A 1,094-nucleotide genomic window follows, 5' to 3' on the forward strand; every position below is an offset into this window, starting at 1 on the left:
TGCTGCCGGCCCTGCTCGACCGCTACTGGGTGCCGGGCGAGCGGCTCGTGGTGGCCGTGCGGCGGCACCCGGTGCAGCTGGCCGCGCCGGTCGGGGCCGTGGTGCTGGCGTTCGCGCTGCTGCTGTGGATCACCACCGCCCTGCCGCCGTCGGTGCCGGTGGTGGGGGACGTGCTGTTCCTCGCCTGGTTCGCGCTGCTCGCCCGCACGCTCTGGCGGTTCGTGCAGTGGCGGGTGGCCTGGTTCGTCGTCACCGACCGGCGGTTGCTCCTCACCCGCGGGGTGCTGCGCCGCAAGGTGGCGATGATGCCCGTCACGAAGGTGACCGACATGAGCTACAACCAGTCCCTGGTGGGCCGGGTCCTGGACTACGGGCAGTTCCAGATGGAGTCCGCGGGCCAGTCCCAGTCCCTGCGGACCGTGAGCTGGCTGCCGGTTCCCGACCGGCTGTACCGCACCATCTGCGCCGAGGTCTTCGGCGCCGATCGCATGCCCCCCGTCGGCCCGGACGCCGCCCGGCGCCGCAGGCGCCGCCCCAGGGGCTGACCGCCGCCGAACCCGGGCGTACCCGGGCGTACCCGGGCGAACCCGGGCGAACCCGGGCCGGACGCGCAGCGGGGGCGCCGGACCACGTGGTCCGGCGCCCCCGCTGCGTGGGACGGCTGCTGCGCGCCTCAGCGCGTGGCGGCCTGGAACTGCTCGATGATGCTGGTGGAGATGGGGCCGCGCGGTGCGACGGCGATGCCGTTCTCCGCGGCCCACTGCCGCACGGCGCGCGCGTCCACCGCGGCGGCGGCGGACTTCGCGGGGGCGGTGGACTTGGCGGGAGCGGACTTGGCGGGAGCCTTCGCCGGGGCCTTGGCGGCCTTCGCGGTCGACTTCGACGCCGACTTCGACGCCGGCTTCGCGGCGGGGGCCTCCTCGGCGGGCGCCTCCGCGGCGGGAGCCGCCTCGACGGTCTTGGCGGCCTTGGTCGCCTTCGCGGCACCGCGCTTGGCGGTGCGCTTCTCCGCCGCGGGGGCGGGGGCCGGGGTCTCCACCGGAGCCTCGACGGCCGGGGCCTCCGGCTCGGCGGCGGCCGGCGCGGGGGCCGCA

The 1,094-nt window shown here is 77.0% G+C and carries 2 protein-coding genes; one reads left to right on the plus strand and one right to left on the minus strand.

The features are described from left to right. On the plus strand, positions 1–545 hold a 545-nt coding region (locus ABEB16_RS21675), incomplete at its 5' end, for a PH domain-containing protein (RefSeq protein WP_345714244.1). Between the two features lie 128 nt (positions 546–673). Here the strand turns inward: ABEB16_RS21675 and ABEB16_RS21680 are convergent. Continuing rightward, positions 674–1,094: Lsr2 family DNA-binding protein (locus tag ABEB16_RS21680; protein ID WP_345714245.1), on the minus strand; the 421-nt coding region annotated here is incomplete at its 5' end.

This window comes from Kineococcus glutinatus, from assembly GCF_039542765.1.
GTDB lineage: Bacteria > Actinomycetota > Actinomycetes > Actinomycetales > Kineococcaceae > Kineococcus_A > Kineococcus_A glutinatus.